This window comes from Sphingomonas asaccharolytica NBRC 15499, assembly GCF_001598355.1.
In the GTDB taxonomy this organism is placed as follows: domain Bacteria; phylum Pseudomonadota; class Alphaproteobacteria; order Sphingomonadales; family Sphingomonadaceae; genus Sphingomonas; species Sphingomonas asaccharolytica.
Genome location: NZ_BCYU01000070.1, coordinates 1 through 23221, shown reverse-complemented (window position 1 = coordinate 23221; position 23221 = coordinate 1). Strand labels below are relative to the sequence as shown.

Genomic DNA, 23221 nt, shown 5'->3' with positions numbered 1-23221 from the left:
TTCGCGGGGATGACGGTTGGAGGCGGGGCGGGGGGTCAGGGATTCTTCGGCACCGCACACACGAAACTCGTCGCCAGCTTGGCGTCCCCTCCGCGATAGACCGGCGCTTTCGGCCAGGCGCAGATCGGGCGCTGGAATGCGATCGCGCGCTTGGCCGGCGGGGTGTCCTCGCCCCCCGAGGCATAGCGCGTCGCGATCAGGCTCTGCGGCGCGCGCGCTTTCTCGACCCAGGCATAGAGCGCGAGCGTCATATCGTGCTCGGCGTCGCGCACCGGCGGCGTCGAATCTCGCGTCGCCGTCGAGAAATTGGTCGCGCCGGGGCCGCCCGCGCAATGGTCCATGCCGGGGACCATGAACAATCGCGCGAACGCCTGGGCCGCGGCGAGCCCGCCGGCGCGCGCCTCGACCGCGCGGTAATAATTGATCGCCTCGAGCGGCGTGCCGACCGGATCCTGCCAGCCCATGAAGATGATCAGCTTGCCGCCGGCGCGAGCGAACGGAGACAGATTGGCATTGTTGGCATCGAAGATCGGCCCGAGCCGCGCGCGCATCGTGTCGACGTCGCTGCCCCAATTGAAGCTCCACCAATTCCAGTCGGGATTGTCGAACACCCAATATTTGAACATGTCGGCGCGCGACGGCTCGGCCGGATTGTCGGATTCGGACCAATAGCCGCTCCACCCGGGATGTTTGTCGCCGCGGCCTGACATCACGCCTTCGGTGCCGACCGGATAGCCGGGATAGATCGCCTTGCCGGTGCGGGCATCGCGAGGGCCGACATAGATTTTGTCGGCGGCCGCGACTTGTTCCTGGCTCAGGCAGGTGCCGGCTTGCGCGCCTGGCCGGCACAGCAAGCGCGACGGCTTGAACCCGCATTGCCGCGGATCGGCGATCACCCCGTCCTCGACGCCGTCGAGTTTGTCGCACGCCGCGACCGTGGCGCGGTTGATCAGCACCAGGTCGCTGACCGAGAGGATCGGGTGACGATCGTCGCCGGGTCGGTGATTGGCGAAATAGTTCCACAAGAAGGCCATGGTTAGGCTGGTGCGGTTGTTGCCCGGCGCGCCGGCGATGATGCCGTCGAAATCCTTCGGGTAGCGCTGCGCAGAGGCGAGCCCCTGATAGCCGCCGGTCGAACACCCGCTGAAATAGGACCAGCGCGCCGGGCGGCTGTAATAGGCCCGGGTGATCGCCTTGGCCGCGACGACCGATTCATGGACCGCGCGATAGCCGAAATCCTTGATCTTCTCCGGATTCTTCCAGCCGAATTTGAGGTCGGTGCCGACATGCCCGGTGTCGGTGCCCACCGCGACGTCGCCATCGTCGAGCCGCGGGATCATCTGCTTGTACTGCATGTTCGACACGTAGGCGCCGTTGCCGATCATATGCAGGCGGCCTGACCAATCGCGCTTCGCCGGCAGCCAGATTTCGAACCCGATCTCCGATCCGCGCACCGGGCTGCTGACTCCGCGCACGCGGCAAAAGGGCTTGAGGCCAGTATAAGTGCGCGGTCCGCGTTCGACGACCATATCTTCAGTGAACGTGCCGTCGACCGGCGTCGCGACCAGGATCCGGACATGGGGGATGGCCAGTTTCTTGAGCGCGGCACAGGCATCGGGCGCGGCCTGCGCGGCGGGCGCCAGCGCGACGGTCGCCGCCGATGCCGACAGGGCCGCCGCCATGCGTTGAAGCGTCCGACGTGCGACCATGATTATCTCCCTTGAGGCTGGCAATCGCCAGAATGTCTCCTTATGAACGAAAAAACAATATTGAACACGAGGTGGACGGCTTTATGCGGATTTTCACGCGCGAGGACATCGTGGCGGCACTCGACGAGACGGCGGCGCTGGCCGCGGTCGAGCGCGCGATCGTCGCCTTCGCGGCGGGCCATGCGCAGAGCGGTGATGCCGGCCATTTCAGCTTCCCGGCGCCGGGCGACGCGCATGTGAAGGTCGCACATCTCGCCGGCGAGGACGTGTTCGCGCTCAAGGTATCGGCGAGTTTCTACGGCAATCCCGCCAAGGGGTTGTCGTCGAGCCAGGGCTTTTCGGCGGTAATGAGCACGACGACCGGCGAAGCGCTGGCGCTGTTCGCCGATGGCGGCTGGCTGACCGATGTGCGTACCGCGATGGCCGGCGCGATCGCCGCACGGGCGATCGGCTATACCGGCGGGACGCTCGGGATCGTTGGCGCGGGAATCCAGGCGCGGATGCAGGCGGAGATGATCCGCCGGCATATCGGCGCCGATCGCGTGCTGATTTGGGGCCGCGACCCGGCCAAGGCGCAGGCGCTGGCGGGAGAGGTGGGCGGCGAGGCATGCGGCGACCTCGCCGATCTGGTGGGTGCGTCCGACCTGCTGGTGACGACGACGCCATCAACCGAATGGCTGGTCGATAACGATTGGGTGCGGCCGGGCACGCGGATTGTCGCGGTCGGATCGGACGGCGGCGGCAAGCGCGAACTCGACCCGCGCATCCTGGGCCGTGCGACGATCGTCGCGGACTCGATCGACAAATGCCTGGAGAATGGCGAGGCCGGCTGGGCGGTGCGCGTTGGCCTGCTCGCCGCGGACGGGATCATTCTGCTGGGCGCGTTACTCGCCGAACCTCGCACCTTCGCGACCGACGCGATCGTTGTCGCCGATCTGACCGGGCTGCCGGTTCAGGACGCGGCGATTGCCGGCGCAGCATGGCGCAAACTCGCTTCCACATAGATTCTGAACGCGGGCGCAACGGCCCTCCGCGACCGGTTGGCGCGAAATGCCGCCCTAGTTTTCCGGGTGGCTGGCGACGTAATCCATCACGGTCGAAAACGGTGCCACCCAAATGGTGTCGGCATGTGCCTTGAGATACGCGACGAGCTGCGCGTGCGCCTCGGCGGACACCTTCAAATAGTCGCTACCGACGCCATGAAAACCGAGAACCAGAAGGCCACCGGACCGCTTGGCACTTTCGACCGCAGCGATCATATCGGCTCCCGTTGCCTTTTCGTCGAACCAACGACAAGGCACATCCATCGGATCGAGCACCTTGCCGCCCGGCCAGCCGGCGCTGCGGGTATAGCGCACCAGCCCGCCGGCGCGCAGGGCAGGAAGATAATCCACGCCGCCGGCCAGATGCTGACCGCAGGGCGTGGCGAAGCTGTGCTGCGGCTTCCCGTCGATCGCCGTCAGCATCGTGTTCATCGTCCGGATTTCGGCAAGCATCATCGGGACGTCATAGGCTTCGCTGGTATCAAGCTTCCTCGCCGGCGGGTAATTGGCCTGGGGGCAGGCGTGGCGGATGGTGTGGTTGCCGAGTTCGTGGCCCTCGGCCGCCGCTTCCCGCCAACGCGTGATCTGGGCCGGAGTCACTGCATTGCCGATCAGGAAAAATGTCCCTTTCAGCCCGGCCGCATCGAGCGCGGGAATCGCAATGTCGAGATCCGAGGGCAAGGCATCGTCATAGGTCAGCACCACGGCCGCCTGTCTGCCGCCGGGCCATTGCCTCGCCTGAGCCTGGGACGCCATCAGCGCCATCCCGATCAGCGCCGATCCGACGCGTAATAAAGTTGCCGCCGTTCGCATCGCCCATCCTCGATTGTTCGATTATTGATAGCGCTACCTAAATGGCGCGCGAGGCCAAGGCAATCCGCGCTGCGAAAGGGCTGCATTGCCCCGGCCATTCAAATTCATGGGGAAGCGCCAGGAGGCAGCTCCGGCCTTCTGGGCAAGATGGTGAGCGCTACGCCCTCGAATAACGCCGGCTGTACAACGCCGCGGCCAGGCTGATCGCCGCGATCGCGGTCAGCCATACGCCGGGCATGGCGAGGTTGCCCGTCGCCGAGATCAGCGCGGTCACGACGAACGGGGTGAACCCGCCGATCGCGGTGGCCAGGCTGTAGGCGAGGCTGAACCCCGAGGCGCCGGCTTCTTCGGGGACGATCTCGGTCAGGTGGACGACCATCGCCGAATTGTAGCTGGCGTAGATCGCCGACAGCCACAGTTCGACGAGCAGCAATTTGGTCACGCTCGGACTGGCCGCGAGCCAGGCCATGGCGGGATAGGCGGTCAGGATCGCCAGGATGGTGCAGGCGAGCAGGATCGGCGTGCGTCCGATGCGATCGGACAAGGCGCCCATCAGCGGCAGCCAGATCAGGTTCGACAGGCCGACTCCGGCAGTGATCAGCAGGTTGGCGCGCTCGGGCAAATGGAGCAGCTTGCCGAAGGTCGGGGTGTAGGCAGTGATCATGTAGAAGCTGACCGTGGTCATCAGCACCATCGCCATGCCGGTCAGCACCCGCGCTCGGGCTACCCATAAATGGCGCATGATCTGGCGCATCGTCGGGCGCGTCGTGCGCGCGGCGAACAGATCGCTTTCGCGCAGATGGCGGCGCATCAGGAACAGCAGCGGGATGATCAGGCAGCCGAGGCCGAGCGGGATGCGCCAGCCCCAATCGGCGAGCTGATCGACGCTCATCGTCATGCCCAGCACCACACCAATCATCGCGGCGAAGACAACCGCGACTTGCTGCGACGCCGATTGCCACGACACGTAGAAACCCTTTTTGCCCGGCGGCGCGATCTCGGCGAGATAGACCGAGACGTTGCCGAGCTCGGCGCCCGCCGAGAAACCCTGGAGCAGACGGCCGAGCAGGACGAAGAGCGGGGCGGCGATGCCGATCGCGGCATAGCCGGGCGTGAAGGCGATCGTGGCGATGCCGACGCTCATCAAGGCGAGCGTGACGATCAACCCGGCGCGGCGGCCATGATGGTCGGTATAGGCGCCGAGCACGATCGCCCCCAATGGCCGCATCAGGAAGCCGACGCCGAACGTCGCAAGCGCCTTGAGCAATGTGCCCAGTTCCGAACTGCCGGGGAAATAGGCCGACCCAATGGCGGCGGCGAAATAGCCGAACACCATGAAATCGTACATCTCGATGAAATTGCCGCTGGCGACGCGCAACACGTCCATCGCGCGGCCGGGGCGCGGCGCCGAGTCGCTCATGGTCGCGGCTGAGCCGGGATTGTTCGGCATTTCATTCCCCTTCCGTCGCAGCGCAATCGGTCGCGCGCCCGATCTCCGCATATCGGGATTGTCGCAGAAATGCACGCCGAATGACTCATAATGCATTTTTGTCTTTTTAAACTCAGCAAGACAGTGCTACCGATCCGTCCAACGATAAATCGGGGGATGCCGATCGATGACGAACGCTTGCCGTCTTCTGGAGATCTGGGGAAGCCCCCGGGATCGCGGCATTCGCTATGGGGAAGGTGCGTCGGCCGAAATCCGGCGCGGAACCTCGCATTATATCAGCCAGATGGGAAGCCTTGGCCTGTCCGAGGCCGCGCTCGGCGACCTGGTCGAAGCCTATTTGCCGATCATCGCCGATTTCGACGCGGAGCATGTCGAGGAAATGCGCGGCATCGCCCAGGGCGCCGATCTGCCGCTGTCGCATATCGTGCTGATGAACGCGCGGACCGAGTTGCTGAAGCTGGCCAAGGAGCCGGTGCTGCGCGCGGGGTTGCTCGCCGAACGGTCTGCCGAAGGCTGCACGACGATCATCGTCCAGCCCGAACGGACGCCCGACAACGTGCTGATCCACGCGCATAATTGGGACTGGAAATCCTCCTGCGCCGACGCCTGTATCATCCTGCGGATCAGGAACGATGACGGCCCCGACATGCTGACTTTCACCGAGGCCGGCGGGTTGGCCCGGTTTGGGTTCAACAGCATCGGTATCGCGATCACCGGCAATTATTTGGAATGCGAGCGCGACTATCGCACTCTCGGCGTTCCGTTGGCGCTGATCCGGCGCAAGGTGCTGCAGCAGGACAACCCATCGCTGGCGTTCGGCGCGGCCTATGCCACGCCCAAATCGGCGTCGAACAATATCGCGATCAGCCATGCGCCGACCGGGATCGTCCACGACCTGGAATGCGCGCCCGACGAGACTTTCGTGGTAGAGCCGCGCGATGGCCTGCTTGTCCACAGCAACCATTGGCTCAGCCCGGCCGCACTCGCGAAATTGCGCGAGACCGGTATCCCGGATTCGCCATGCAGCTATTGGCGCCAGCAGCGCGCCGAGCGGCTGCTCGCGCCGCGCCGCCGGGTCGGGCTCCATGAGGTGAGGGAGGTATTGCTCGATACGGCGGGCGCGCCGCTGTCGATCTGCGTACCGCCGCGCGCCTCGACCGTCACCGGCCATACCGCGACCGTGGCGTCGTTCCTGATGCGGCCTTCGTTGGGCGAGATGCAGGTGGCGATGATGCCCCATGCCGGCGCGGACTATGTCCGCTACACACTGACCGCCGACGCGTCGGCCGATGCGGAGCGACCGACCGCCGATGCGTAAGGCGCTCGCCGGCCTGATCCTGATCGCGGCCGGCGTCGGACTTGGCCTGGCGTTCGTGCATCCCAAGCCGCCGCCACCGCCCGGATCGATGCTGCGCGCGCGGCTCAATGCCGACATCGCCTCGTCCGATCCCGGCATGAAGCGCGACGCCAATACCGACGCGGTGCTGCTCCACGTCGTCGAGGGGCTGGTCGCGGTGCGCGAGGACGGGTCGATCGGCCCGATGCTGGCGAGCGGCTGGACGGTGTCGCCCGACGGGCGGACTTATCGCTTCGCGTTGCGCCATGGCGTGCGCTTCCATAACGGCGCGGTACTGACCTCGGCCGACGTCAAATGGTCGCTCGACCGCTATCTCGCGCCGGGCAGCAGCTGGCGGTGCAAGCCCGATCTGAGCGCGAAGGGAATCGCCGCCGTCACCCAGGTCAGGACACCCGATCCCGACACGGTCGACATCGTGCTCGATCGCTCGGCACCGTTGTTCCTGCCGACGCTGGCGCGGCTCGATTGCGGCAGCACCGGGATCAGCCATCGCGCGTCGGTCGGACCCGACGGCAAATGGCGCTACCCGATCGGCACCGGGCCATTCCGCTGGGGCGAATGGCGGCACAACCAATATGTCGATCTGGTCAAGTTCGACCGCTATCAGCCGCTGCCCGGCGGGACCGATGGCAATGCCGGCGGCAAGCATGCCCTGGTCGATCGCATCCGCTTTTCGGTGATCCCCGACGGATCGGCGGCAAGCGCGGCGCTGCTGCGCGGCAGCCTCGACGTGCTCGATGCCCTGGCGCCCAACGAAATCGGCAATATCGAGGGTGCGCCCGGCATCAAGCTCGATTCGGCGAGGTCGTCCGATTTCTACGGCATCCTGCTGCAGACCGGGAAACCGCCGCTCGACGACGTCCGTCTCCGTCGGGCGCTGGCGCTCAGCATCGATGTCGCCGCGTTGACCAGGGTAGTGACGCACGGGACCGGCGTGCCGGACAGTTCGCCGATCCCGGCGGTCAATGCATTCTACGGCCCGGCCGAGCAGGTGCTGGTGAAGCGGGACCTCGCGACCGCGCGCGCGCTGGTCAAGGCATCGGGCTATCGGGGCGAGCCGATCCAGTTGCTGACCAGTCACAGCCCGCCCGAAATGTATGATGCGGCGATCCTGGTCCAGGCGATGGCGCGCGACGCGGGGATCAACGTCCAAGTCGTCAGCCTCGATTGGGCGACACAGCTGTCCCAATATTCCAGCGGCGATTACCAGGCGACGATGTTCGGCTTTTCGGCGCGGCTCGACCCGTCGCTGATGTACAATGTCCTGATCGGCGACCGCGCGGTCGATCCGCGCAAGGTGTGGAATTCACCCGAGGCGATCGACCTGCTCCACCAGTCGGTGGTGACCGGCGATCGCGCCCAGCGGCAGAAGATCCTCGACACGCTGGAGCAGAAGTTCCGCGCCGAGGTGCCGGCGATCATACTCTACAATACCCGGCGCGTGACGGCATTGCGCGCGCCCGTCACGGGCTATCATAGCTGGGCGGCGCAGACGCAGCGGCTGTGGAATGTCGGGCTGGGGCCTGTCGGTTCGGGGGCGGCGCGATGATCGCGTACATCCTGCGCCGCCTGCTGCTCGCCATCCCGACCTTGTTCATCGTCGCGTTGATGGTGTTCTTCCTGGTCCGCATGATCCCTGGCGATCCCGCACAGGTCATGCTCGGCGAGGGGGCCGACCCGGCGGCGATTGCCGCGCTCCATGCCGAACTCGGCCTCGACAAGCCGATCTATGTCCAGTTCGTCACCTGGCTGGGCCATGTGTTCAGCGGCGATCTCGGTAGCTCGATCACGACGGGCGAGCCGGTGTCGGGCCTACTGATTACGCGCGCGGAGACGACCGGTATCGTCGTGCTGATCTCGGTCGGGCTGGCGACCTTGATCGCGATTTTAGCGGGGACGGTTGCCGCGTGGCGCCGCGGCGGGAAGCTCGATCTCGCGGTGATGAGCGGAGCGAGCCTGATCCTGGCGGTGCCGAGCTTCTGGCTCGGATTGCTGCTGCTGCTCGTGTTCGGCGTCTGGCTGCACTGGTTGCCGGTGGTCGGCTATATTCCCTTCTCGGAGGATCCCTGGCGCGCGATGCTGTTCCTGATCCTGCCGATCGCGACGCTGACGATATCCGAAAGCGGTGTGCTGATCCGCATGATGCGGTCGAGCGCGATCGACGTGCTGCGGCTCGATTACGTCACGCATGCGCGCGCCAAGGGGCTGAGCGAACGCACCGTATTGTCGCGCCACGTCTTTCCCAACGCCTTCGCGCCGACGCTGACCTTGGTGGGACTGACGCTTGGCCGGTTGTTCGGCGGGATCGCGGTGATCGAAACGGTGTTCACCTTGCCTGGCCTCGGCCGGCTGATGGTGACCGGCGTGCTCAGCCGCGACTATCCCGTGGTGCAGGGCTGTCTGTTGTTCACCGCGGTGATTTATGTCGTCGTCAATTTGGTCGTCGACCTGCTCTATCCGTTGTTCGATCCGCGGGTGACGGTGGAATGAAGCGCTCGGTTCACTCGCTGCTCGGGGTCGGGCTGGTCGGCGCTTTGCTCGTCGTGGTGCTGCTCGGCCTGGTCTGGCTGCCCTATGATCCGCTGGCGATCGATCTCGACCATACGCTGGCGGCGCCGTCGCTGGCGCATTGGCTCGGTACGGACGAATTCGGCCGCGACGTCGCCTCTCGCGCCATGCTCGGGGCCAGGATCAGCCTGCTGATCGCGATCCAGACCGTGGCCATCTCGATCGTGATCGGCACTGCGCTCGGCCTCGTCGTCGGGTTCCTGCGCGGCTGGACCGAGCGGGTGATCATGACCTTCAGCGACGCCTTGCTCGCCTTTCCAGGAATCCTGCTCGCGCTCGCTTTGATCGCGGTGATCGGGTCGAGCCGGCACAGCATCGTCATCGCGCTGGCTGTCGCCTATCTGCCGGCGACGATCCGGGTGGTGCGCGGCTCGGTCATCTCGATCCGCGAGCGCGAATATGTCGAGGCGTCGCGCGTTGCCGGGGACAGCGCGCTCTACACGATGTGGCGGATCGTCCTGCCAAATGCGCTGCCGCCGATCCTGGTGCTGGCGACCAGCCTGTTCGGCTGGGTGATATTGTCCGAAAGCGCGCTGAGCTTCCTCGGCGTCGGGGTGCCGCCGCCGCTGCCGACCTGGGGCAACATGCTGTCGTCGGCGCGGCCCTATATGTACGCGGCGAGCTGGCTGAGCATCGCGCCTGGCCTTTGCATCGTCGCGACCCTGCTCGGCATCAACATGCTCGGCGACGCGCTGCGCGACCGCCTCGATCCGCGAGACGAATGATGTCGGCGCCGCTTCTCACCATCGACAATCTCAGGATCGAGGCGGGCGACCGGGTCCTGCTTGAGGGACTGAGCTTTGCCGTCGCCGCCGGCGAGCGGCTGGCGATCGTCGGCGAATCCGGTAGCGGCAAGACGCTGGCGACGCGCGCGATTCCCGGACTGCTCGCGCCGGCTCTGGATCGCGTGTCGGGGACGATCCGCTTCGAGGGCCGCGAGCTTACGGCGCTCGGCGACCGCGGCTTGCGGTCGGTGCGCGGGGCAGGGATCGGGCTGGTGTTCCAGGAACCGATGACGTCGCTCAATCCAGCGCTGCCGATCGGGGTTCAACTCGCCGAGGGGCTCAAGCTTCATCGCAGGCTCGACGATGCCGAGGTCCGGCGGCGCAGCATCGACATGCTGGCGCGCGTCCAGATCGCCGATCCCGAAAGCTGCCTGGCGCGCTATCCGCACGAATTCTCCGGCGGCATGCGGCAGCGGATCATGCTCGCTTCGGTCCTGTTGCTCGAGCCGCGGTTGCTGATCGCCGACGAGCCGACCACCGCGCTCGATACCTTGAGCCAGCGCGAAGTGCTGCAATTGATGGTCGCGCTGACCCGCGAGATGGGCACCGCGCTGCTGCTCATCACCCACGATCTCGGACTGGTCGCCGAATATACCGATCGCGTCATCGTCCTCGAAAAGGGCGTGATGGTGGAGGAGGGCGAGACCGCGCAGGTCCTGGCTCGGCCCAACCATCCCTATACTGCCAAGCTGGTCGGCTCGCTGCCGCGCAAGGATGGTGACCGCGCGGCGATCGCGCCCGACGCGCCGGCGATCCTGCGCATCGAGCATGCCCGTGTCGATTATCCGGGCAAGCCCGGCCTGTTCCGCGCGGGTACGCCGATCCGGGTGATCGACGATGTCACGCTCGACGTTCGAGCCGGGGAAATCGTTGCGCTGGTCGGCGCCAGTGGGTCGGGCAAGACCACGCTCGGGCGAACTGCCTTGGGGCTGAAGCCGCTCGCCGGCGGGCGCATCCTGTTCGACGGAAAAGACATCACAAGGCTCGACCGTGTGGGCGAACGCGCGTTCCGCCGCGACGCGCAACTCGTTTTCCAGGATCCGTTCTCGTCGCTGCCGCCGCATTTCCGCATCGGAGAGATCGTTGGCGCGGCCTTGCGCCATGTGCCGGGATTGAGCGCTGCCGACCGCCGCGAGCGGGTGCGCGCCACGCTCGACGATGTCGGTCTCGCCGGGTTCGAGGATCGCCGCCCGCACCAGATGTCGGGCGGTCAGCGCCAGCGCGTGGCGATCGCCCGCGCCATCGCGTCCGAGCCGCGGCTGGTCGTCGCCGACGAACCGGTCTCCGCGCTCGACGTCACGATCCAGCTCCAGGTGCTGACCTTGCTCCAGCGACTCCAGCGCGACCGCGGCTTCGCCTGCCTGTTCATCACCCACGATCTCGCCGTGGTCGAGCAGATCGCCGACCGCGTGATCGTGCTGGAGAAGGGCCGGATCGTCGAACAGGGACCGACCGACGCGGTGTTCGCCGCACCGACCCACGATTACACGCGCCGCCTGCTGGCCGCCTCGCCGGCGCTCGCGCTGACGGAAACGCTCGCCGCGCAGCAATAATGTGTATTTTCCAGTTTACAAAATACAATTAAACATTATTGATACTAAAAATACACGAATCTGACACGGAGAGGTCGGGTGGCGGTGGGTGCTTCGGTGCCCGACTAGGGGAGTGAGACGAACATGAAGCTTTCGCGTGTTTTGATGGTGGGGACGTCGGTTCTGGTGGCGTGTGTCGCGCCGACCGTCGCTTTTGCCCAATCGACCGCCGCCCCACCCGCAAGCGGCCAGAGCGCCGGGGACAAGCAGGATCAGGATTCCGACGACATCGTCGTCACCGGCGAGCGGAACAACCAGATCGGTACGGATACCGTCCAGTCCGGCAGTTTCCGCAACGCCAAGGTGTTGGACGTCCCGCTGACCATATCGGTGATCCCCTCGGCCCTGCTGCAATCGCAGCAGGCGGTCGAACTGATCGATGCGATCCGCAACACGCCGGGCGTCTCGACCACGAGCACGGGCACGGTTGCCTATCAGAACGTCACCATTCGCGGCATCACTGCCGACACGCGCGCCAACTTTCGTCTCGACGGCGCGCTGAACGTCATTTCGGCGACGGCATTTCCGCTCGAGAACAAGGATCGCGTCGAGGTCCTGAAGGGCGCCTCGGCGCTCTATTACGGCTTCTCGTCGCCGGCCGGCATCGTCAACCTGGTGATGAAGCGCCCGACGCAGGAGCTGTCGTTCGGGGTGACGATGTTCGGCGACAGCAACCAGGGTATCGGCGCGAATGTCGACGTCGGCGATACGATGGGCATCTTCGGTTATCGCATCAATGCGCTATCCGCTCATCTCGATACCGGCATCGCTTATGCGTCCGGCACGCGTTACATGGCGTCGGGTGCGTTCGATCTGAAGCCGACCGACAAGCTGACGATCACCGCCGACGTGGAGTATTTCCAAAAGGATATCGCCGAGCCGGCGTTCTTTCTGCTGACGGTTCCGACCAACGCCACGCACATCAAGATTCCGGATGTTTCGATACTCGATCCGAAGAAGAACATTTCCGGTGCCGACTGGGATTTCAACCGGACCCATGAGTTCAACTATCTCGGCAAAGCGGTGTACAAGTTCAGCAAGGACTGGAATTTGTCGGGTTATTTCGGGCAGTCGCGGATGGTCCGTTTCCGCAACAATCCGCAATTCACCCCGACCAACCTGACCACTGCGCTCGATCCCGCCAGCGCGACCTACGGCGCGGGCATTGTGCGCTTCTCCGGCCAGCAGGCCGTCTTCCTGAATACGAACTACGCGCTGGAGCTTTCGGGCATCACCCACCTGGGCAAATTCCGGAACGAGATTCTGGTCGGCGCGTCGCGCACGATCCGTGCCAACGCCTCATCGGCAAACGTCCGAGTGCCGTTCGCCCAAAACTTTGCCAATCCGGTCTATATTCCCAATCCGAACATCCCTTATTCGGCGCTGCCCCCGGTTTCGCGGATCGATGACAAAGGGGTCTATGTGTTCGATCGGCTGAGCTTCAACGATGTCATCGAGTTGCTCGGCGGCATCCGCAAGAGCAGCTACAAGAACGACGGCTCGATCAACAATGTCACCAAGACGCCATACAGCGCCAAGCCGACATCCTATTCGGCCGCGATCATGGTCAAGCCGGTCAAGTGGGTGAGTGTCTACGCGACCTATATTGAGGGCCTCGAGGAAACTCCGGCGGCGCCATCGACCACCGACAATGCCACCCAGATTTTCGCGCCGACGGTGAGCACCGAATACGAAGCCGGGCTGAAGGTCCAGCCGGTGTCGAACCTGTTGTTCCAGGCGGCCTATTTCAAGATCGACCGCGGTGCGGCCTATGCCGCCAACCTGCCAGGCACGACGACGCTGCACTATTTCGTCGATGGCAGGCAGGTCTATGAGGGCGCCGAATTCAGCCTCACTGGCTATGTGGTGCCCGATCTCGCGGTGAACGTTGCCGGGATGGTGCTGTCGGCCCATTATCGTGATCAGCCGGTCATCGCGGGCTTGCGCGTCGATGGCACGCCAAAGAACAGCTGGTCGGTTTCGGGCGAGTACCGCTTGTCGTGGCTCGACCCGGCACTGAAGCTGACTGGCGGCGTCTATCACACCGGATCGCAGGCGGTTAACGCCAACAACCAGGCGTTCACCGATCCCTATACGACGTTCGACGTGGGCGGCTCATATACGTTCAAGCTCTCGGGGCATGAGCTGATCGCGCGGGTCAATGGTCAGAACATCACCGGCAAGCGCTATTGGGCATCGGTCGGCGCGAGTTCGCTGGCCGAAACGGTCCCGAGCACGGTCAAGTTCTCGCTTGCCTTCAAATATTGACCATCAAGGCGAGCGGGCGGAGCACCTCGCCTGCTCGCATTTCAGGGCCGGGGCGGATTTCCGCACCCGGCCTTTTTTTGCTTTCCGCCCGCCGCCGCGAGGCGAGGCCTATATGCCTTCCAGCGCTCGCTTCAGGCTCCGGCGCGTCGCGGTCGGGGCATCCGCCCAAGGGAAATGCCCCGCGTGCGGGATGACCATGAAATGTGCCTTGGGATAGGCCGTACGAAGCGCAGGCTCGCTGCCCCTGATCCAATCGATTTCCCCCGCCAGGATCGTCACTCGGAACGGCGCGGCGGTGGGCAGTGCAATGCGATAGTCGCGCTCATAGGAAGCCGACAGCCGCGCAACGTCGAGGTGGATCTGGTCGTCGGACAAGCGATCGACAAAGGCCTTAGCGCGCGCTTCATGGTAGAAACTCGCCCGGAACTTGATCTTCATCGCACCGACCCGGTCGCCACGGGCGCGGTCGCTATCGTAACGCGCCAGGTCGTCCGCCGTCAGGCGGCGGCGCCAGCCGTCGAGCGACGCGCCACCGGGTTTCATGTCGGGCCCGACCGAATCCATCAGGATCAACGCGGCGACATGATCCGGATGGCCGGCGGCATAGGCCTGGGCTACCGCGCCGCCGAACGAATGGCCGAGGATCACCAGCCGATCGGCCCCGGCGGCGGCGCGTACCGCATCGATATCGGCGACGCTGCCCGTGACGGTAAGGCCGCTGCCGTCGCCCAGCGCGGCGCGCGATGCTCCGGTGCCGCGCGGCTCGATCACGATCGCACGATGCCCGAGCCGTGTGATCGCCAATGCGAGGCCCGAGAGGTAATTAGCATCGAGACCCGGTCCGCCGGGAATGATCAGCACGGGACCGCCGCGTCCGCAATCGCGATAGCCGATCGCACCGGTCGACGTGGTGGCGTAGTGCAAGGGACACGGGATTGCCGGCTGTCCGGCGCCGAGCGAGAGTGCTGCGCCGATACAGGCGAGAAGGGTGCGCATCCCGGACGTCCTCTGCTTATTCGCGCAGTGTTTGCACTATCGAACAGCAAAAGACAAATGCGGACTGTGATCGCGGCTCGCGCTTCCTTTTGCATCCTTGCGCGCGAAAGTGTAATCCGCAAGACCTGACTGACCTGGTGAAAGATCGAGAGAAAATGGCGGGAGCGGCTGCGCGCAAGATGGACATGGACAAGGCGCCGCCGCGCGCCAGCCGGCTACAGGCCGACCTGGCCGCGAGGATCCTCAGAATGCTCAAGGACCAGGGCGCGGGCCCGGGCCATCACCTCGTCGAACTCGATCTCTGCCGCCACTTCGACGTATCGCGCACGCCGGTGCGCGGGGCGCTCAAGCTGCTCGCCGAACAGGGTGCGGTCGAGGCGCGCGCCAATCGCGGCTACGTGCTGCGCGGGCCGGTTACCGAGGCGCCCGATCTCGACGTCACCAACCCGGAGGATGAAGAGGACCAGCGCCTGTTCATCGCGATCGCCGAGGCGCGCAACCAGGGCCGCATGCCCGATCAGTGCAGCCAGTTGGAGGTCGCACGGCTGTTCGACGCGAAATTACCGACGGTGGTGCGCGTGCTGCGCCAGCTGGCCGAACTCGGGTTGGTCGAGCGGAAGCCCGGCAATGGCTGGTCGTTCACTCTGCCGATCAATTCGGGCCGGGCGCGGGCGGAGAGCTATGCCTATCGCGCGGTGATCGAGCCCGCGGGTCTGCTCGAGGAGACGTTCGAGCTCGACCGCGAATGGCTCGATCGCATTCGTGCCGAGCATCTCGCTTTCCGCAAGCGCAAATGGCGCGACACGCTGGCGGTCGAATTGTTCGCGATCAATGCGGACTTCCATGAGGGCATCGCGCGCTGCTCGGGCAATCGCTATTTCCTCGACGCGGTGCAACGGCAGAACAAGCTGCGCTCGTTCATGAACATCCAGTGGGTCAACGGCGCCGAGCGCGTGATCGATTCGATCGACGAGCATCTCGAGATCATGGACGCGATGGAAGCGGGCGATAACCAGAAGGCGCACGATCTGATGAAGGCGCATCTGGTGCTGGCGCGCGATGTCGAGGCGACGGTCTGAGTCTAATCCGACATTTAAACGGGCGGAACCTCGGGCAGCTATCGACCGAGCATTCGCCTAAAACCCCATCGTCACCCCGGCCTTGTGCCGTGTTCAAGCTTTGGCCTGCCCCCGGCAGGCCAAAATCGTGTCCGGGGGACACGATTTCGCTTTGAACACCACTCCTCCACAACCGAGCTTAGGTGTGGTTGCGCGGTGGATGCCGGGACGAGCCCGGCATGACGAAGACCGGCAACACGCCCGGCCGTCGCATAAAGCTGTTGTATTTTAGAATGCAATAGGACAAAGTCGCCGCTCGATCGGGAGCGAGGGCAACGGTGCGATTGGACGATCCGACAGCTGGGCCGGAGAAAGGCGCGGGAGACGCGACGGTACCGGTGATCGGTGCGGTGGAAACCCGTGACGCGCTGCCGTTCGACGCGTTGATCCCGGCACTGAAAGCCGCCTTCATTGCCGGCGCGACGGTGCCCGAGCGGCACCACCACCATATCCCTCATCCCGAAGGCGATGGCGTCCTGTTGCTGATGCCTGCCTGGAGCGGCAGCCTGCTCGGGACCAAGATTGCGACCATTCATCCCGGTAACAGCGCGCGCGGATTGCCGAGCGTCCACAGCACCTACCTGCTTGCCGATGCCGCGACGGGCGCGCCGCTGGCCTTGCTCGACGGCAATGAGATCACGACGCGTCGGACGATCGCGGTGTCGGCACTCGCGGCCTCCTTCCTCGCGCGCGAACACGCGTCCGACTTGCTGATCGTCGGGGCAGGGCGGATTGCGGCGCTCGCCGCCGAGGCCTTCGCGGCGGTTCGTCCGATCCGGACGGTGTCGGTGTGGAACCGCGATGCAGCCAAAGCCGAGCGGCTGGTGGCCGAATTGCGCGCAACGGGTTTCGCAGCGGAGGCAGCGACATCGCTCGAAGACGCAGCGCGCCGCGCCGGCATCGTCACGTGCGCCACGCCCTCGACCGCGCCGATCATCCATGGCGACTGGCTGCAACCGGGCACGCATCTCGACCTGATCGGAAGCTTCACGCCTGCCATGCGCGAGGCCGACGACGCCTGCTTCGCTCGCGGGCAAATCTATGTCGACACGCGCGACGCATTGGCCGAGGCGGGCGATCTGACCGGCCCGATCGCGGCGGGAGTCATCACGGTGGACGATATCCGGGGTTCGCTCGCCGATCTATGCACCGGGCGCGTCGCGGGCAGGGCCTCGGGCGACGACATCACCGTCTTCAAATCGGTCGGCACCGCGCTCGCCGATCTCGCCGCCGCGGCCATGGCTTATGCGCGGCGCGGAGTTTCCGATCTTGGCTGAAGCGCGAACCCTTCATGTCGTCGACCTGCACACCGCCGCCGAGCCGGTGCGGATCGTCGAGCGCGGCTATCCCGAGCTTCATGGCGCGACGATCCTGGAAAAGCGCCGCGACGCGCTCGAGCGGTTCGACGATTTGAGGCGGATGCTGATGCTCGAACCGCGTGGTCATGCCGGCATGTACGGCGTCATCCCGACCGCGCCGTGCCATCCCGATGCCGACCTAGCGGTGCTGTTCACACACCAGGAGGGCTACAGCACGATGTGCGGCCACGCGACGATCGCGATCGGCCGCTGGGCGGTCGATACCGGGCGCGTCGCGATGGTCGACGGGCACGCCAGTTTCGGCCTGGAGGCGCCGTGCGGCGTCGTTCGGGTCGAGGTCGAGGCGGCGGCCGATGGCGGCGCGCCTTTGGTCGCGTTCGAAAGCGTCGAATCCTTTGCCAGTCATCTCGACCAGAGGGTCGACGTGCCGGGATTCGGGCCGGTCGCCTTCGATATCGCGTTCGGCGGCGCCTATTACGCGGTCCTGCCTGCCGCGCGGATCGGCCTCTCGCTGATGAATACGCCACTCGCCGATTTAGTCGCGGCGGGAGTGGCGATCACCAATGCGGTGCGCGCGGCGATCGCGATCGAGCATCCGACCGAGCGCGACTTGTCTTTCCTTTACGGCACGATCCTGACCGACGACGTGGCACTCGGCGATCATGGCGGGCAGCCAAGCTACAATCTCTGCATCTTCGCCGAAGGGCAGATCGACCGCTCGCCGACCGGCAGCGGCGTGACCGCGCGGATCGCGCTGGCCGCAGCGCGCGGCGAGATGGCGGTCGGGCAGCAATGCGAGATCCGCGGGGTGTCGGGCGAAGGCTTTGTCGGCTCGCTCGCACGGCACGACCAGCGCGATGGCGGTGCCGTCTCGCGCGTCCGCGTCGCCGGGCGATCCTATTACGCTGCTCGCGTGGCGTTCATCGCCGAACCCGGCGACCGCTTCGCCGACGGTTTCGAACTGCCTGCGCGGTTTGCCGATCTTCCACGATAGAACAGCACGGACCTGGAGAGCGAAATGAAGAGATGGACCCTATTGCTCGCCACATTGGGGGCAGTGACATGCGCGACCGCCGCCGCGGCCAAGGACCATGTCAAGCACGCTAAGGCGCAGGTCCTCCCCGCGGCGATGTTCCCGCCCGCCGAGTGCGAGGCCTATGTCGCCTATGACCGCGACATGAAGCTGCCCGGCTATATCCTGCCGACCAAAGCGGGTCCGAGGACCTGCATTCCCTTCACCAGCGTCGCGGCACACAAACCCAAGGCGTATCGCGGCGATTTCTACGTCACCAACTTCACCGACGAGAAGCTCCGCGAGCGTTGGAAGAAGTGCAAGGACGACAAGGACTGCCACAAGCGCGTCTACGACCAAGTGCTCAAGCGCCATCCGCCGAACAAGGAATATGGCCTCAAGGACCCGAAGGGCCGCTTTTTGCTCGGCAAGATCGACGAAAAGGGTGGGGACACCGACCTGAGCCAGATCCGCCGCCCCGGCTTCTTCGCCCGCGCGCCCTATAACGAGCCGATCGCTGCGGCCGATGCCGATACCTACATCGTCGAGTTCAGCGCGCCGGTCGAGGCGTATGAACGCATCCACATGAAGATGACCGGCGATATCAAGATCCGCGGCTGGTATATCCGAGGCGCCGGGATCGATGACGGCAAGGGCGGCCGCAAGCGCGCGCTGATCATCATGAACGGCGGGGGCGGCGACCGCGTCACCGCGCTCGATGACCCCAGGGACGTGGCATATGTCGTCGATCCAAAGACCGGCGTGACCATTCCCGACGACGACTGGCCCAAGGGCGGCACCGGCGTGCAGGGCGAGCGCTTCTGGCGCCAGGCCTGGTATCGCCTGCACCAGGCCGGGTTCGACGTGCTGGCGATGGATCGTCGCGGCGTCGGCATCTCGGGCGGCTATAGCGACACCAACACGCTGCAGCAGGGGCATGATCTGCTCGACATCGTCGCCGCGCTGAGGAGCGGCAAGGGCATGCGCGCGCTCGGCCCCGATGGAAAGCTGACCAAGGGCGCCGACGCTGCTGCGGCGGCGTACGGTGGCCCATCGGGCGGTGGCCTGCCGGTGTTCTTCATGGGCAGCTCGCGCGGCACGATGGCCAGCGGATGGGCGATGACGATCAATTTCGACAAGGATTGCAGCTACGATTTGCCCAAGATCGCCTGCACCGCGCCGCGCCGCGATCCGCACATCAAGGGCGCGATCCTGGTCGCCGATTTCTCGAGCGGCGTCGGTTATCTCGAAGCCGAAACCAGCCCCAAGGATGACGGACGCGGGCCGGGACGCGATCGCGGACTGTTCATCGGTGGGATCGAGGAAGAGAATAACATCGTGTTCTTCCCCAGCTCGGCGATCCTCGCGGGCATGAGCAAATGGCCGAGCGCGTTCTTCGCGCGGGGCCTGTGGTGTTATGCCGACGGGCTGGAAGGCGAGATCGCCTCGTATGAGCGGGTCAAGGGGTTGAAGGACCTGGTTGTGGTACGCGGCCCGCATGCCTGGGAAACCTGGCCGGCAGAGGAGAAGCAGCGCGTTCAGGACCGGGTGATCGCCTATGCGCGCGCGGTCGTGCTGGGGGAGCCGTCGATCCCGGGGCGGCGGACGTGGCGCAACATGAAGGAGCTGGTCGCGACGAGCAGCGATGTGTGGGAGCCGTCGACCAAGCCGACGTTGGTGCCGTAGGGCGACGGCGGCTCGAACGATCCATGGATGAGCCTGGCTCGACCGGCCGGGCTTCGTTCGAATGGCTGGAATTGGGCCGATTGCTGACCGGCAAGTTCTGGTGAAGAATGGGTCGAAGCTGACTTTCAATCGAGCGCCGGGTTCGATCAGCCTCGATGGCAACTGGCTCCTTCGCATGCCGGACCGTCGGCTCGAAGACGTGGGAGGAAGCTGGCGCACCGACTGGTCGCGCCTGCCTTGAGCCGCTACATCATTGTCAAAAGGCGGAGGCGACGAGCAGCCATGAAGATCAGCGCGCGCAACCAGTTCGGCGGACGGATCACCGAGATCAGGCGAGGAGCGGTGAACGGCACCGTCAAGGTCGATATCGGCAACGGGATGATCGTCACCGCCGGCATCACCGAGGAAGCGATTGCCGATCTCGCACTGAGCCAGGGTGATGCGGTCACCGTCTTCATCAAGGCGAGCGATGTTCTGATCGGTAAGTAAGGTGCGCGTCGGCCGTCTGAAGCTGAAACTCCAACTGGTCTGTGGCGACGGTTTTGCGATCGGGCCGGGCAAGGCCGACATCCTCGAAGCGATCGACCGCGAAGGTTCGATCTCGGCGGCGGGACGAGCATTGGGGATGAGCTACCGGCGGGCCTGGCTTCTGGTCGACGAGATGAACCGGTGCTTTTGCGAGAAGGTGATTGAAACGCAGAAGGGCGGCAGCACGGAGCAGGGCGCGAGGCTCACCGATCTCGGCCGTCTCGTGCTGGAGGCCTATCGCTCGCTCGAGGAGCAATCGGCCGGGCTGACCGACGGTCCGGCCTATGCGCGCCTGGTATCGGCGCTCCGCGACGAACCGCTTCCGTCCAAATCACCGCGGTAATGATTTCTGGATGCCAAGGACTTTCGCTCGTTGCGCATCGATGTATATGGCCGGATATATCGGATGAGCCGAGATGGGGATCCAGGGCCGATGCGCGCATCCTTCATGTTGGTCGTAGTTGGTGTTCTCGCGCTTTCGAGCGGGGCGCCCGCTTGTGCCGCCACCGACCACTCCACCGACGCGAACCCAGCACTAGCCTCAACTCCGCCTGACGACACGGACATCATCGTTACGGCGCGCCGTCGCCCGGAAGACGCACAGAAGATTCCAGGATCGCTGAGCGTCGTCGCAGGTGAGTTGCTCGACCGCTCCTACGCGGTCAACACGTCGCAACTGTCGCAACTGGTGCCTGCGCTGAACTACAGCTCCGCCAATCCGCGTAACACCGCCTTCACGATCCGGGGGCTCGGCAGTAGCGTCGTGGCGGTCAGCCAGGCCAATGACGGGCTGGAAAGCGGCGTCGGCTTCTATGTCGATCAGGTCTATCACGCGCGTCCGGCGACCGCCGCGTTCGACTTCAGCGACATCCAGCAGATCGAAGTGCTGCACGGGCCGCAGGGTACCTTGTTCGGAAAGAACAGCACCGCAGGCGCGATCAACGTCACGACGCGAGCGCCAAGCTTCGAGCGGGGCGCGAGCGAGGAGTTCTCTTACGGCAATTACAATTTCGTCCAGGCAAAAGCGTCGGCGACCGGCCCGCTGATCGGCGACACGGTGGCGTTCCGTCTGTCTGGACTGGTCACGAGGCGTGACGGCGTGATCACCAATGTCCGCACGGGCGACAAGTTCAACGGTATCGGCAATCAGGCAGTGCGGGGGCAATTGCTGTTTACGCCCAACGCGGATCTGCAAGTCCGCCTGATCGCAGACTTCACCAATTTCGAGAGCGAGTGCTGCACGCAGGTGTATCTGCGTGCCGCGCCGACGCTCAAGTCCGCCGCGCGTCAATATGCCGCGCTCGCCGCCAATGTGCCCGGCGGTGCCTACACGCCCGCCAGTTTCAACCCCTATGACCGCAAAACCAATATCGACGCGGCGGTGGGAACCAACACCAACGAAGGCGGCGTCTCCGCGATCGCCGACTGGAAGCTGGGCGGCGCGACACTCACTTCGGTCAGCGCATGGCGGTTCTGGAACTGGGATGCCGCGAACGACCGTGACTATACCGGCCTGCCGATCCAGATCACCCAGCATATCCCGTCGCGGCAGGATCAGTTCAGCCAGGAACTGCGCCTCGCCTCGAACGGGGACGGGCCGTTCAGCTACGTTGGTGGCCTCTACTTCTTCCGCCAGCGAATCATTGGCCGGCCGATCTCCGTCTATGGTCCGCTCGCGGCTTATTGGCTGATCGGGCCGACCACGGGGACGCCCGCCGTGGCGGTGCCCTCAAACCTGCTCGATGGGTTCTCCTCGGACGGACGCACGGACTTCCAATCGAACAGCTATGCCGGGTTCGGTGAAGTCAACTGGCGTCTGCTGCCCGGCCTGACGCTGACAGGTGGATTGCGCTATACCTATGAGGACAAAAGCGGGACGTACACTCTCTTCACTTTCGGTGGCCTGGCGACCGCCAGCACCGCGCTCAACAACGCCAAGCAGGGCATCCTGCGCGATCAGAGCTATTCCGGCGCGGTCAAGGGCGGAGCACTGACCGGTCGGGCGAACGTCTCTTACGTGTTCACCGATAGTGTGCTCGGCTATGTCAGCTATGCGCGCGGGGCAAAGTCCGGCGGCATCAATATGTCGGGCCTGCCGCCGACCGCGCTCGACAAGGTGGTGGTCAAGCCCGAGGAGAACACTGCCTATGAGGTCGGAATCAAGACGCGGCTGTTCGGCCGCCGGCTGACGTTCAACGTGGATGGCTTCTACACCAGGATCACCGATTTCCAGGCGAACGTTACCGACACCGGTGCAGCGGCGGCGCTTCGGACGTACCTCGCCAATATTCCGGAAGTTCGCGTGCTGGGCTTCGAGGCCGATGCCATTGCGGCCGTCACTCGCAAGGTCTCGCTGCGCGGATCGGTCGCCTACGCCGATGGCAAATATGTGTCCTATCCGACCGGGTCGTGCCCGATCGAACGGATCGCCAGTGGCACGACGGTATGCGACCTGAGCGGCAAGGGTCTGTCGGGCTTGCCGAAATGGGCGGTGACGGTTGGTGCCGACATGGATCAACCGATCGGCAACGGCGTGAACCTGCTTGCGCATGGCGACATGGTGACCCGCACGAAGATGTTCGGCGACCCGACTGACTCGGCATACACCGTGATCCACGGCTATACGCTGGTGAACGCCAGCTTGGGGCTGCGGCTGTCATCTGGTCTTGAGGTGGCGGTGTTCGCGCGTAACCTGTTTGATCGCAACTATATTCAGAACGTGACCATCCAATCGGGCAATTCAGGCCTGATCCTCGCGACGCCGAGCGATCCACGAACCTTCGGGATAACGCTTCGCGCCCGACAGTGAGCAGGCCCTCAGCGCGATGCTGGCCCAGTCAGTGACGGGGTGGCAGCTGTCGGGCGATTCTGGTTTGCCACCCGATGTCTAGAATGGGGCGCATAGCCGCTGATCCCGCCCGCTCTCGCGCGAACGGCAGCTACCGAGCCACTAGCGGCCATGCGATTTTCACGGCTC

Annotated in this window: 18 protein-coding genes; 14 read left to right on the top strand and 4 right to left on the bottom strand. The window is 65.0% G+C overall.

Annotated elements, in window-relative coordinates:
- Positions 1–35 precede the first annotated feature (35 nt).
- A complete protein-coding gene (locus tag SAS01S_RS16890) occupies positions 36–1709 on the bottom strand; it encodes a tannase/feruloyl esterase family alpha/beta hydrolase (RefSeq protein ID WP_066811284.1) in 1674 nt (557 codons plus the stop codon).
- A gap of 83 nt (positions 1710–1792) precedes the next feature.
- Here SAS01S_RS16890 and SAS01S_RS16885 point away from each other — a divergent pair, with 83 nt between their 5' ends.
- On the top strand, positions 1793–2713 hold the full coding sequence (locus SAS01S_RS16885; protein WP_066811282.1) for a Rossmann-fold NAD(P)-binding domain-containing protein: 921 nt from the start codon (positions 1793–1795) through the stop codon (positions 2711–2713).
- 54 nt (positions 2714–2767) lie between these two features.
- Here the strand turns inward: SAS01S_RS16885 and SAS01S_RS16880 are convergent, their stop codons facing one another.
- A complete protein-coding gene (locus SAS01S_RS16880; RefSeq protein WP_066811294.1) occupies positions 2768–3517 on the bottom strand; it encodes a polysaccharide deacetylase family protein in 750 nt (249 codons plus the stop codon).
- A 205-nt stretch (positions 3518–3722) separates the two neighbouring features.
- Positions 3723–5015 (bottom strand): MFS transporter, encoded by a 1293-nt coding sequence (locus SAS01S_RS16875; RefSeq protein ID WP_066811292.1) that lies wholly within the window; start codon positions 5013–5015, stop codon positions 3723–3725.
- A gap of 166 nt (positions 5016–5181) precedes the next feature.
- On the opposite strand from SAS01S_RS16875, the gene SAS01S_RS16870 reads away from it, so the two are divergent.
- The 6 genes from SAS01S_RS16870 to SAS01S_RS16845 all read left to right on the top strand — a co-directional run bounded on the left by SAS01S_RS16870 (position 5182) and on the right by SAS01S_RS16845 (position 13585).
- Positions 5182–6333 carry a C45 family autoproteolytic acyltransferase/hydrolase gene (locus SAS01S_RS16870; RefSeq protein ID WP_066811279.1) on the top strand — a complete coding sequence of 384 codons (1152 nt, stop codon included), beginning with the start codon at positions 5182–5184 and terminating at the stop codon, positions 6331–6333.
- Positions 6326–7921: an ABC transporter substrate-binding protein gene (locus tag SAS01S_RS16865; RefSeq protein ID WP_084239123.1), complete on the top strand. Its 1596-nt coding sequence runs from the start codon at positions 6326–6328 to the stop codon at positions 7919–7921. Before SAS01S_RS16870 ends, SAS01S_RS16865 begins: the two co-directional genes overlap by 8 nt.
- Positions 7918–8862 carry an ABC transporter permease gene (locus SAS01S_RS16860; protein WP_066811276.1) on the top strand — a complete coding sequence of 315 codons (945 nt, stop codon included), beginning with the start codon at positions 7918–7920 and terminating at the stop codon, positions 8860–8862. Before SAS01S_RS16865 ends, SAS01S_RS16860 begins: the two co-directional genes overlap by 4 nt.
- The gene (locus tag SAS01S_RS16855; RefSeq protein WP_066811272.1) at positions 8859–9665 is read left to right on the top strand and encodes an ABC transporter permease; all 807 of its coding nucleotides are present in this window, start codon (positions 8859–8861) and stop codon (positions 9663–9665) included. The genes SAS01S_RS16860 and SAS01S_RS16855 overlap by 4 nt, the downstream gene beginning before the upstream one ends.
- On the top strand, positions 9665–11278 hold the full coding sequence (locus tag SAS01S_RS16850; RefSeq protein WP_066811290.1) for a dipeptide ABC transporter ATP-binding protein: 1614 nt from the start codon (positions 9665–9667) through the stop codon (positions 11276–11278). The genes SAS01S_RS16855 and SAS01S_RS16850 overlap by 1 nt, the downstream gene beginning before the upstream one ends.
- Positions 11279–11401: 123 nt before the next feature.
- A complete protein-coding gene (locus SAS01S_RS16845) occupies positions 11402–13585 on the top strand; it encodes a TonB-dependent siderophore receptor (protein WP_066811270.1) in 2184 nt (727 codons plus the stop codon).
- 108 nt (positions 13586–13693) lie between these two features.
- On the opposite strand, the gene SAS01S_RS16840 is transcribed toward SAS01S_RS16845, so the two are convergent.
- Complete coding sequence (locus SAS01S_RS16840; protein WP_084239120.1) at positions 13694–14581, bottom strand: alpha/beta fold hydrolase; 888 nt, start codon at positions 14579–14581, stop codon at positions 13694–13696.
- Positions 14582–14736: 155 nt separating this feature from the next.
- On the opposite strand from SAS01S_RS16840, the gene SAS01S_RS16835 reads away from it, so the two are divergent.
- The 7 genes from SAS01S_RS16835 to SAS01S_RS16805 all read left to right on the top strand — a co-directional run bounded on the left by SAS01S_RS16835 (position 14737) and on the right by SAS01S_RS16805 (position 23053).
- Entirely contained in the window at positions 14737–15660 is a 924-nt protein-coding gene (locus SAS01S_RS16835) for an FCD domain-containing protein (RefSeq protein WP_066811264.1), read from the top strand.
- Between the two features lie 323 nt (positions 15661–15983).
- Positions 15984–16976, top strand: coding sequence for a bifunctional Delta(1)-pyrroline-2-carboxylate/Delta(1)-piperideine-2-carboxylate reductase (gene lhpI, locus SAS01S_RS16830; RefSeq protein ID WP_174544984.1), 993 nt, complete (start codon positions 15984–15986; stop codon positions 16974–16976).
- On the top strand, positions 16969–18012 hold the full coding sequence (locus SAS01S_RS16825) for a proline racemase family protein (protein ID WP_218016322.1): 1044 nt from the start codon (positions 16969–16971) through the stop codon (positions 18010–18012). The genes lhpI and SAS01S_RS16825 overlap by 8 nt, the downstream gene beginning before the upstream one ends.
- A 24-nt stretch (positions 18013–18036) precedes the next feature.
- On the top strand, positions 18037–19716 hold the full coding sequence (locus tag SAS01S_RS16820; RefSeq protein ID WP_174544983.1) for an alpha/beta fold hydrolase: 1680 nt from the start codon (positions 18037–18039) through the stop codon (positions 19714–19716).
- Between the two features lie 282 nt (positions 19717–19998).
- Positions 19999–20205 (top strand): TOBE domain-containing protein, encoded by a 207-nt coding sequence (locus tag SAS01S_RS16815; protein ID WP_066811258.1) that lies wholly within the window; start codon positions 19999–20001, stop codon positions 20203–20205.
- Between the two features lies 1 nt (position 20206).
- A complete protein-coding gene (locus tag SAS01S_RS16810; protein WP_066811255.1) occupies positions 20207–20587 on the top strand; it encodes a winged helix-turn-helix domain-containing protein in 381 nt (126 codons plus the stop codon).
- A gap of 90 nt (positions 20588–20677) precedes the next feature.
- Positions 20678–23053, top strand: a complete 2376-nt coding sequence (locus SAS01S_RS16805) for a TonB-dependent receptor (RefSeq protein WP_066811252.1) — start codon at positions 20678–20680, stop codon at positions 23051–23053.
- Positions 23054–23221 lie beyond the last annotated feature (168 nt).

Bases quoted from the DNA above. Each gene is read 5' to 3' on its own strand.
- SAS01S_RS16890 (WP_066811284.1), bottom strand. From the start codon at position 1,709: ATGGTCGCACGTCGGACGCTTCAACGCATGGCGGCGGCCCTGTCGGCA.
- SAS01S_RS16885 (WP_066811282.1), top strand. From the start codon at position 1,793: ATGCGGATTTTCACGCGCGAGGACATCGTGGCGGCACTCGACGAGACG.
- SAS01S_RS16880 (WP_066811294.1), bottom strand. From the start codon at position 3,517: ATGGCGCTGATGGCGTCCCAGGCTCAGGCGAGGCAATGGCCCGGCGGC.
- SAS01S_RS16875 (WP_066811292.1), bottom strand. From the start codon at position 5,015: ATGCCGAACAATCCCGGCTCAGCCGCGACCATGAGCGACTCGGCGCCG.
- SAS01S_RS16870 (WP_066811279.1), top strand. From the start codon at position 5,182: ATGACGAACGCTTGCCGTCTTCTGGAGATCTGGGGAAGCCCCCGGGAT.
- SAS01S_RS16865 (WP_084239123.1), top strand. From the start codon at position 6,326: ATGCGTAAGGCGCTCGCCGGCCTGATCCTGATCGCGGCCGGCGTCGGA.
- SAS01S_RS16860 (WP_066811276.1), top strand. From the start codon at position 7,918: ATGATCGCGTACATCCTGCGCCGCCTGCTGCTCGCCATCCCGACCTTG.
- SAS01S_RS16855 (WP_066811272.1), top strand. From the start codon at position 8,859: ATGAAGCGCTCGGTTCACTCGCTGCTCGGGGTCGGGCTGGTCGGCGCT.
- SAS01S_RS16850 (WP_066811290.1), top strand. From the start codon at position 9,665: ATGTCGGCGCCGCTTCTCACCATCGACAATCTCAGGATCGAGGCGGGC.
- SAS01S_RS16845 (WP_066811270.1), top strand. From the start codon at position 11,402: ATGAAGCTTTCGCGTGTTTTGATGGTGGGGACGTCGGTTCTGGTGGCG.
- SAS01S_RS16840 (WP_084239120.1), bottom strand. From the start codon at position 14,581: ATGCGCACCCTTCTCGCCTGTATCGGCGCAGCACTCTCGCTCGGCGCC.
- SAS01S_RS16835 (WP_066811264.1), top strand. From the start codon at position 14,737: ATGGCGGGAGCGGCTGCGCGCAAGATGGACATGGACAAGGCGCCGCCG.
- SAS01S_RS16820 (WP_174544983.1), top strand. From the start codon at position 18,037: ATGAAGAGATGGACCCTATTGCTCGCCACATTGGGGGCAGTGACATGC.
- SAS01S_RS16815 (WP_066811258.1), top strand. From the start codon at position 19,999: ATGAAGATCAGCGCGCGCAACCAGTTCGGCGGACGGATCACCGAGATC.
- SAS01S_RS16805 (WP_066811252.1), top strand. From the start codon at position 20,678: ATGCGCGCATCCTTCATGTTGGTCGTAGTTGGTGTTCTCGCGCTTTCG.